The 7,668-nt window shown below is 39.5% G+C and carries 9 protein-coding genes and 1 pseudogene; 8 read left to right on the top strand and 2 right to left on the bottom strand.

Going from position 1 to position 7,668, the window contains the following annotated elements:
- The first annotated feature begins 86 nt into the window (after positions 1–86).
- The 6 genes from H5157_RS19525 (at position 87) to glpG (ending at position 5,338) form a co-directional block, all read left to right on the top strand.
- On the top strand, positions 87–1,145 hold the full coding sequence (locus H5157_RS19525) for a glycosyltransferase family 9 protein (protein ID WP_182725343.1): 1,059 nt from the start codon (positions 87–89) through the stop codon (positions 1,143–1,145).
- Positions 1,145–1,708 (top strand): D-glycero-beta-D-manno-heptose 1,7-bisphosphate 7-phosphatase, encoded by a 564-nt coding sequence (gene gmhB, locus H5157_RS19530; protein ID WP_182725344.1) that lies wholly within the window; start codon positions 1,145–1,147, stop codon positions 1,706–1,708. The genes H5157_RS19525 and gmhB overlap by 1 nt, the downstream gene beginning before the upstream one ends.
- A gap of 159 nt (positions 1,709–1,867) precedes the next feature.
- On the top strand, positions 1,868–3,061 hold the full coding sequence (locus H5157_RS19535) for a glycine C-acetyltransferase (protein WP_182725345.1): 1,194 nt from the start codon (positions 1,868–1,870) through the stop codon (positions 3,059–3,061).
- Between the two features lie 50 nt (positions 3,062–3,111).
- Complete coding sequence (gene tdh, locus H5157_RS19540; RefSeq protein ID WP_024595694.1) at positions 3,112–4,137, top strand: L-threonine 3-dehydrogenase; 1,026 nt, start codon at positions 3,112–3,114, stop codon at positions 4,135–4,137.
- A gap of 68 nt (positions 4,138–4,205) precedes the next feature.
- Entirely contained in the window at positions 4,206–4,523 is a 318-nt protein-coding gene (gene glpE, locus H5157_RS19545; RefSeq protein ID WP_010554397.1) for a thiosulfate sulfurtransferase GlpE, read from the top strand.
- Positions 4,520–5,338, top strand: coding sequence for a rhomboid family intramembrane serine protease GlpG (gene glpG / locus H5157_RS19550; protein ID WP_182725346.1), 819 nt, complete (start codon positions 4,520–4,522; stop codon positions 5,336–5,338). The genes glpE and glpG overlap by 4 nt, the downstream gene beginning before the upstream one ends.
- A 3-nt stretch (positions 5,339–5,341) precedes the next feature.
- Here glpG and H5157_RS19555 read toward each other — a convergent pair whose 3' ends face one another.
- Positions 5,342–5,740, bottom strand: a complete 399-nt coding sequence (locus H5157_RS19555; protein ID WP_002961049.1) for a flagellar basal body-associated protein FliL — start codon at positions 5,738–5,740, stop codon at positions 5,342–5,344.
- A gap of 154 nt (positions 5,741–5,894) precedes the next feature.
- Here H5157_RS19555 and H5157_RS19560 point away from each other — a divergent pair, with 154 nt between their 5' ends.
- Positions 5,895–6,434, top strand: a complete 540-nt coding sequence (locus tag H5157_RS19560; RefSeq protein ID WP_182716851.1) for a chorismate lyase — start codon at positions 5,895–5,897, stop codon at positions 6,432–6,434.
- The gene (gene ubiA / locus H5157_RS19565) at positions 6,431–7,309 is read left to right on the top strand and encodes a 4-hydroxybenzoate octaprenyltransferase (protein WP_182694150.1); all 879 of its coding nucleotides are present in this window, start codon (positions 6,431–6,433) and stop codon (positions 7,307–7,309) included. Before H5157_RS19560 ends, ubiA begins: the two co-directional genes overlap by 4 nt.
- Before the next feature lie 38 nt (positions 7,310–7,347).
- Here the strand turns inward: ubiA and H5157_RS19570 are convergent.
- A pseudogene (locus H5157_RS19570) lies at positions 7,348–7,542 on the bottom strand (2OG-Fe(II) oxygenase); the annotation flags it as partial.
- Positions 7,543–7,668 lie beyond the last annotated feature (126 nt).

Consider the following 7,668-nt stretch of genomic DNA (forward strand, 5'->3'; position numbering starts at 1 on the left):
GCGCGTTTTAAAGCGCAGGATAAGTGCTTGCAATAGCGTGATTATAATTTAAGATCGGCTTTTGTATTTAATACCTAAGGGAATGTGTGACTCAAGCTCCTAATTATTCATCTATTTGTATATTAAGACTCTCAGCCATTGGTGACGTATGTCATGCTGTGAGTGCAGTACAAGCTATTCAAAAGGCACACCCGAATGCGAAAATCACCTGGGTAATTGGCAAAATAGAAGCCATGTTACTTGCTGACTTACCGGGTGTTGAGCTGGTGGTATTTGATAAAAAGCAAGGCAAAGCAGCGCTTAAAAGCTTAAAGCAACGCTTCAACAACCAAAAATTTGATGTGCTTCTTAATATGCAAGTTGCATTAAGGGCTGGGTTTGTAGCGCGTTGTATTCCTGCAAAAGTAAAAGTAGGGTTCGATTGGGCACGTTCAAAAGAATTGCACAGCTTATTTATTAATAAACGAATAGACCCACAAGCCCAGGCGCATGTGCTTGAAGGCTTTAAAGGTTTTGCAAAAGCCATTGGTGTTTCTGATTATAAACCGAGTTGGGACATGCCATACACCGAGCAAGACCAAGCGGTTGCAGATGAGTTATTAACATCAGAATACCTAACTAATAAACTATTAGTAATATCGCCCGCAGCTAGTAAAGCGCAGCGTAATTGGCTCGCTGATCGTTATGCCACATTGGCTGATTATGCAAGCGAGCAAGGCTTTAAGGTGGTATTGACGGGTGGTCCAACAGAGCTTGAAATTAACCTAGCAAATAGCATTATTGAGCACAGCAACACGCCTATTTTAAATTTAGTAGGTAAAACAAAACTCAAAGAGTTGTTGTGCGTGTTAAAGCGTGGCAGCTTAGTGCTTGCGCCCGACACGGGTCCTGCGCATATGGCAGTAACAGTTGGTACGCCGGTTATTGGTTTATATGCTCATTCAAACCCAGCACGCACAGGTCCTTACTTATACCAAGACTACGTGGTAGAGGTTTATCATCAAAACTTGTTTAAGCAAACAGGTAAAACGGCTGAGCAAGTAGCGTGGGGGACACGCGTAAAAGGCGATGATCTAATGAGCCAAATTACAGTTGATGATGTAAAAGCGATGTTTGACCATGTTGTACAAAAAGAGTCTTTGTAATGAATGCACAACAAAAAAATAAAGCGCTTTTTTTAGACCGAGATGGCGTGGTAAATGTTGATCATGGTTATGTGTATCAAAGCGATAAATTTGAATTTATTGACGGTGTTTTTAGCACTTGTAAAACATTTTATGACGCAGGCTATAAAATCATAATCGTCACTAATCAATCTGGAATTGGTCGAGGTTATTACACCGAAGCTGATTTTTTAGCACTGACCGACTGGATGAAAGACCAGTTTAGTGCCCACATCATTGAAGTTACCGATGTGTATTTTTGCCCGCATCACCCTAAAAAAGCGCGCCCTGAATATTTGAAAGAGTGCAGTTGCAGAAAGCCTGCGCCAGGAATGTTATTACAAGGCATACAAGAGCATAATATCGACCCTGCTTGCAGTATTATGGTGGGCGATAAACTCAGTGATATGCAGGCTGCGAAAAAAGCGGGCATCACTACACGCGTTTTAGTGCGTTCAGGGCAAAGCTTTGACCAAAGCGCTAAGCAAGAAGCTGATTTAATTATCGATTCTATAAGTAGTTTACCTGCACTTTTAAAAACATAAATAAACAGCCTGTAAACTGGCAGGAATTCCTTCCAACTGAGGGCGTTTGCGACGAACTGCAAACCGTGCATTTTACCCATTAAACTTTTACAATACCCCGCATAATAAACAGCCGCGAAAGTGCGGTTGTTTACCCGTTCAAATATATGGAGAACCTAGATGAGAGCATCTGCTTTTTTTAGCCAGCTACAACAGCAAATTGAAGACGTAAAAACCGAAGGTTTGTATAAAAACGAACGTATTATTAAGTCCCAGCAGCAAGCTCAAATCGAAGTTGCATCAGGTAAAGTAATCAACTTTTGTGCTAATAACTATTTAGGTTTAGCTAATAGCCCAGAGTTAATTGAAGCGGCGCAAAATGGTTTAAATAATCATGGTTTTGGTGTGGCTTCAGTACGTTTTATTTGTGGCACGCAAGATATCCATAAAACACTAGAGCAAAAAATCAGTGCGTTTTTAGAAACAGAAGATACTATTTTATATTCTTCATGTTTTGACGCAAATACAGGTTTGTTCGAAACTATTTTAGGCGCAGAAGACGCTATTATTTCTGATTCATTAAATCATGCATCAATTATTGACGGTGTACGTTTATGTAAAGCTAAACGTTTTCGTTATGCAAATAACGACATGGCTGATCTTGAGAAGCAACTTATTGCAGCAGACAAAGCCGGTGCTAAAACTAAACTAATTGCTACCGATGGCGTGTTTTCTATGGACGGCGTTATTTGTAATTTAGAAGCTGTGTGCGACTTAGCCGATAAATATGATGCGCTTGTAATGGTAGATGACTCTCACGCAGTTGGCTTTGTTGGCGAAAACGGTAAGGGTACACCTGAGTACTGTAATGTATTAGACCGTGTAGATATTATCACCGGTACATTAGGTAAGGCGCTGGGCGGTGCTTCAGGTGGTTATACATCAGGTAAAAAAGAAATTGTTGAATGGTTACGTCAGCGTTCACGCCCATACTTGTTCTCAAACTCATTAGCGCCTTCAATTGTTACTGCATCAATTAAAGTACTTGAAATGCTTGAAAATGGCGGCGAGCTTCGCGCTAAACTTTGGTCAAATGCTAAATATTTCCGTGAGCAAATGGAAGCTGCTGGTTTTACGTGTGCAGGTAAAGATCATGCAATTATCCCTGTAATGCTAGGAGATGCCAAAGTAGCCTCGTTAATGGCTGATAAATTACTTGCTGAAGGCATTTACGTAACCGGTTTTTCATTCCCTGTAGTACCAAAAGGGCAAGCGCGTATTCGTACACAAATTTCAGCGGCACATAGTATTGATCAACTCGATACAGCTATCGATGCATTTACCCGTATTGGTAAAGAAATGGGCGTTATTTAATTTTATTTTAAACCGAAGCCTCGCTTCGGTTTTTTAATTGAGTGTGGATTATGAAAGCATTATCAAAATTAAAAGCAGAACCGGGCATTTGGATGACAGATGCACCAAAGCCAGAAGTAGGTCATAACGACTTACTGATTAAAATTCGCAAAACAGCTATTTGTGGTACCGACGTACATATTTACAAGTGGGACGAATGGGCAAGTAAAACCATTCCAACGCCTATGGTTGTTGGCCATGAATATGTTGGTGAAGTCGTTGATATGGGCCAAGAAGTTCGTGGCTTTCAGGTTGGCGACCGCGTATCTGGCGAAGGGCATATTACGTGTGGCCACTGTCGAAATTGTCGTGCAGGGCGTGTACATTTATGCCGTAATACAACGGGTGTAGGTGTAAACCGTGAAGGTGCATTTGCCGAATATTTAGTTATTCCTGCATTTAACGCATTTAAAATTCCAGATAATATTTCTGACGAACTCGCTTCTATTTTCGACCCATTTGGTAACGCAGTTCATACCGCACTATCGTTTGACTTAGTTGGCGAAGATGTACTTATCACTGGTGCAGGCCCAATTGGTATTATGGCAGCAGCTGTTGCAAAACATGTTGGTGCTCGCCACGTTGTAATTACCGACGTAAACGAATACCGCCTAGATTTAGCACGTAAAATGGGAGCTTCACGCGCTGTAAACGTTGCCAATGAAAAGCTTGAAGATGTAATGAAAGAGCTAGGTATGACAGAGGGTTTTGATATTGGCCTTGAAATGTCAGGTGTGCCAAGCGCGTTTAATTCAATGCTTAATAATATGAACCACGGCGGTAAAATTGCCATGCTAGGTATTCCACCATCTGATATGGCAGTTGACTGGAACCAAGTTATTTTTAAAGGTTTAGTGATTAAAGGTATTTACGGTCGCGAAATGTTCGAAACGTGGTACAAAATGGCAAGTTTGATTCAATCTGGCCTAGATTTAAACCCAATCATTACACATCAATATTCTGTGGATGACTTCCAAGCTGGCTTTGATATGATGATTTCAGGTCAGTCAGGTAAAGTGATTTTAAACTGGGACTAGTTCCTAACTAAATTACAAGAAGGGCGGCTTTAGCCGCCTTTTTTATACTATTAATTAAAGAGATTTCAATGGCATTTAAACATATTTCTATAGCGCAAACGTTAGAGCTTTTAGATAAAGAAGACGTGGTAATTGCAGATATTCGCGATCCTAATTCGTATCAAGCCGGTCGCATTCCAGGCTCAGAAGCACTTTCTAACGGTAATATCGCACAATTTATGATGGAAAAAGAATTCGATCAGCCAATTATTATTGTCTGCTACCACGGTATGAGCTCACAAGGCGCAGCTAGCTACTTAGTTGAGCAAGGTTTTGAAGACGTTTACAGTATGGATGGCGGCTTTACAGCTTGGGAAGCTGCTTACAGCGAGAAAGTAGAGCGATGATAGAGCTTGGCAGTTTAAATAACCCGCGCGCCGCACAGGGCTTTATAGATTATTTAAAAAGCCAAGGTTTACAAGGACAATTAAGCTCCTCAGATGGTAGCAATGTCATTATTAGTGTTGCGCCTGAGCATTTTCATCAAATACAACCTTTATGGGCCGAATTTACACAAAACCCTAACCATGAACGCTATCAACAAGCTTCATGGGATGTAGGTAGCACACAATCGCCGCTTAAATACCAAGGGCAATCACTTAATCTAATAGCCCGTTTTAAAGCGCTTAGCTGGTTAAATCAAACCGTAAGTATTGTAAGCGTTATAATTTATTTTGCTTTTTTACTAGGTGGTTTTGAGACTATTTACACCATGATGCAGTTTAAACCTACGCAGCCTTTAAGTTGGTTAACGCCCGCCCTCGTACATTTTAGCGCGATGCATATAGTGTTTAATTTAATTTGGTGGATGTCGCTTGGTGACAATATCGAAAAACAATGCGGAAAACTCACCCTAATAGGTTTGTTTTTAGTAACTGCACTTATAAGTAATTGGGCACAATACTTAATGGTTGGCCCCAATTTTGGCGGCTTGAGTGGTGTGGTGTATGGGCTACTTGGTTTTTGTTGGATTCATAGCTTTTTAAATCCTAACAAGCCTGCGCTTGTAAGTACGGCTATTGTTGGCTTTATGTTGATTTGGTTAGTGCTTGGGTTTGCTGATGTATTGTTTGTAGGTATGGCTAATTGGGCGCACTTAGGTGGGTTACTTAGCGGTATGGCTTTTGCCTATACCGCCAAAATATTTAACGCAAAACGTTAAATACTAATGATATAAATATTTAGTGAACAAGACTTCACGGATGATCTCTTGTCCTGTTTCTTCTTTTAGCAGGCTTTTTAGTTTTTCGGCGCACTTTGCACGTATTTCTTCACGGCCAGTAAGTGATTTTATTTTTTCTTCTGGTTCTTTAGATAAAATCTCTACTAGGGCATCACGAAGTAATGGCGTGTGGTGTTCAACCACTGCAATATCAGAAGTGTCAGTAAGCATTAAATCAATAGTTACACGCACATAGCCCATTTTTTTACTTGATGCGCCAATGTAGTTGGTGATTATATCTGGCTCAAAACCAAAATAACCAACTGTGGATTCAGCACGAGCTGTAAAGCTTATAACGCTTACAAAGAACGTAAAAAGACCTGCGTATACTATTTTTTTCATATTTAAAGCGTTTCTTAAAACTTGTTACAAATAGTTTATACTTAATAGTAGGTAATAAACAGCGCCAAGCAATTATTTATGGTTATAAAACATGACTTTTTCAAAAGCTTTGGCAATGGTATCATCTCGTTGTTTTTTATTTTGTTGAGCTATTGTGATTACTTATCCTCTGTCTATATCTGCTAATTGGCAGTCCACTTCTTATATAAGTGACTTATCTCCTCTAGAGCAAGAGTGGCTTTTTGAACAGAATTCATTAACGGCTAAATTAAAAAGCAACTCAAAAACTTTTAATGTGAAGGTATTAAGTGAGCAGTTATTTACTTTAAGCCCAGAGCAAAACTTACTACTAAACAGCACAGCTAAAACAGCTATTAATCGAGAAGTTCTCTTACTGTGCGATAACAAACCTGTGGTGTACGCACAAAGCTGGCTTCCTAAAAATGATTTTATTAATCCTTTGCACAATATGGGCGAGCGTCCTTTAGGTGATGTGATTTTTCAAGACCCAGCATTAAAACGAACGGATATAGAAATTGCTTATTTTGATGACACGCACCCTATTCAGCAATTAGTTACAAAATTGAACTTACCCGAAAAAAACTTACTAGGGCGTCGAAGTGTATTCTCACTCAAAGAATATAAGTTTTTAGTGTGTGAAGTGTTTTTACCTGGAGCATATTTATACTCATGAAATTAGCCGCTTTAAAGCCAAAACATATTCCTTATTATATACAGTTAATGCGTATAGATAAGCCCATTGGTACCTTGTTATTACTTTGGCCAACATACTGGGCTTTATGGCTTGCTAATAGTGGGATGCCGAGCTTACTCAACTTTATTGTATTTACGCTGGGCGTTGTTGTTATGCGTAGCGCAGGGTGTGTAATTAATGATTTTGCAGATAGAAAAATAGACGGCTCGGTAAAACGCACAGCTCAACGGCCGCTAGCTTCAGGACAGGTGAGTAGTGGTGAAGCACTTAGTCTATTTTTACTACTCATAGTTATTGCGTTCATTTTAGTATTAATGCTTAGCGTCAATACTATTTTGCTTTCTTTTGGTGCTTTGGCTTTAGCCTTTTGTTACCCCTTTATGAAGCGCTATACACAGTTACCTCAAGTTGTTTTAGGGGCTGCATTTGGTTGGGCTATTCCTATGGCGTATATGGCTTCAATTAATGCACTACCACAGCAGGCATGGTTATTATTTATAGCCAATATTTGCTGGACAGTGGCTTACGACACCATGTATGCGATGGTTGATAGGGACGACGATTTAAAAATAGGGGTAAAATCAACCGCTATTTTATTTGGTAAATACGACCGCCATATTATCTTTTTACTTAATGCTGTATTTATAGCGTTGGTTGCTTTTATTGGTATAAGCAATCATTTAAGTGTCGCATTTGGCGTTGGTTTAAGTATTGCTGCGGGCCTATTGGCATACCAACAAGCGCTTATTCATAAACGTGAAAGAGATGCCTGTTTTAAAGCGTTTTTAAATAATCATTACGTGGGTTTGGCTATCTTTATAGGGTTATTACTTTCATACCCAATAGCATTTTAAAAGCCTCAATAAAGGCTGTTAAAATGCTCTATTAGGAGTTATCGGGGCGGATCAATAATGCCGCTAATAGAGGCGTTTTTCCTAAACCAGCCTGCAATAGAATAGCGATCGTCAACGGCGGGAAGTACTTCGTGGGCAAAGCGTTCGCTTTCAAACATTACTAATGTGCCAGCAGTTGGTTTAATTGTTATTTCTATCTCTTTACTTTTAGGTTTATAAATAACAAGTTCGCCACTATAGTGGCATAGTTAATTTGGCCACCCATTAAGAAAGAAATGTTATGCTAATAAGCATACAAATTTGGGTGAAAAAATGACGAAATTAAAACGCGCAACGTATTCTGCAGCAATAAAATTAGA

Origin of the sequence: Pseudoalteromonas sp. SG43-3 (assembly GCF_014164385.1) — a bacterium.
Lineage (GTDB): Bacteria > Pseudomonadota > Gammaproteobacteria > Enterobacterales > Alteromonadaceae > Pseudoalteromonas > Pseudoalteromonas distincta.

Excerpts from the sequence above, each read along its gene's own strand:
- glpE (WP_010554397.1), top strand. The coding sequence starts at position 4,206 with ATGGCATTTAAACATATTTCTATAGCGCAAACGTTAGAGCTTTTAGAT.
- H5157_RS19555 (WP_002961049.1), bottom strand. The coding sequence starts at position 5,740 with ATGAAAAAAATAGTATACGCAGGTCTTTTTACGTTCTTTGTAAGCGTT.
- ubiA (WP_182694150.1), top strand. The coding sequence starts at position 6,431 with ATGAAATTAGCCGCTTTAAAGCCAAAACATATTCCTTATTATATACAG.
- H5157_RS19535 (WP_182725345.1), top strand. The coding sequence starts at position 1,868 with ATGAGAGCATCTGCTTTTTTTAGCCAGCTACAACAGCAAATTGAAGAC.
- glpG (WP_182725346.1), top strand. The coding sequence starts at position 4,520 with ATGATAGAGCTTGGCAGTTTAAATAACCCGCGCGCCGCACAGGGCTTT.
- tdh (WP_024595694.1), top strand. The coding sequence starts at position 3,112 with ATGAAAGCATTATCAAAATTAAAAGCAGAACCGGGCATTTGGATGACA.
- gmhB (WP_182725344.1), top strand. The coding sequence starts at position 1,145 with ATGAATGCACAACAAAAAAATAAAGCGCTTTTTTTAGACCGAGATGGC.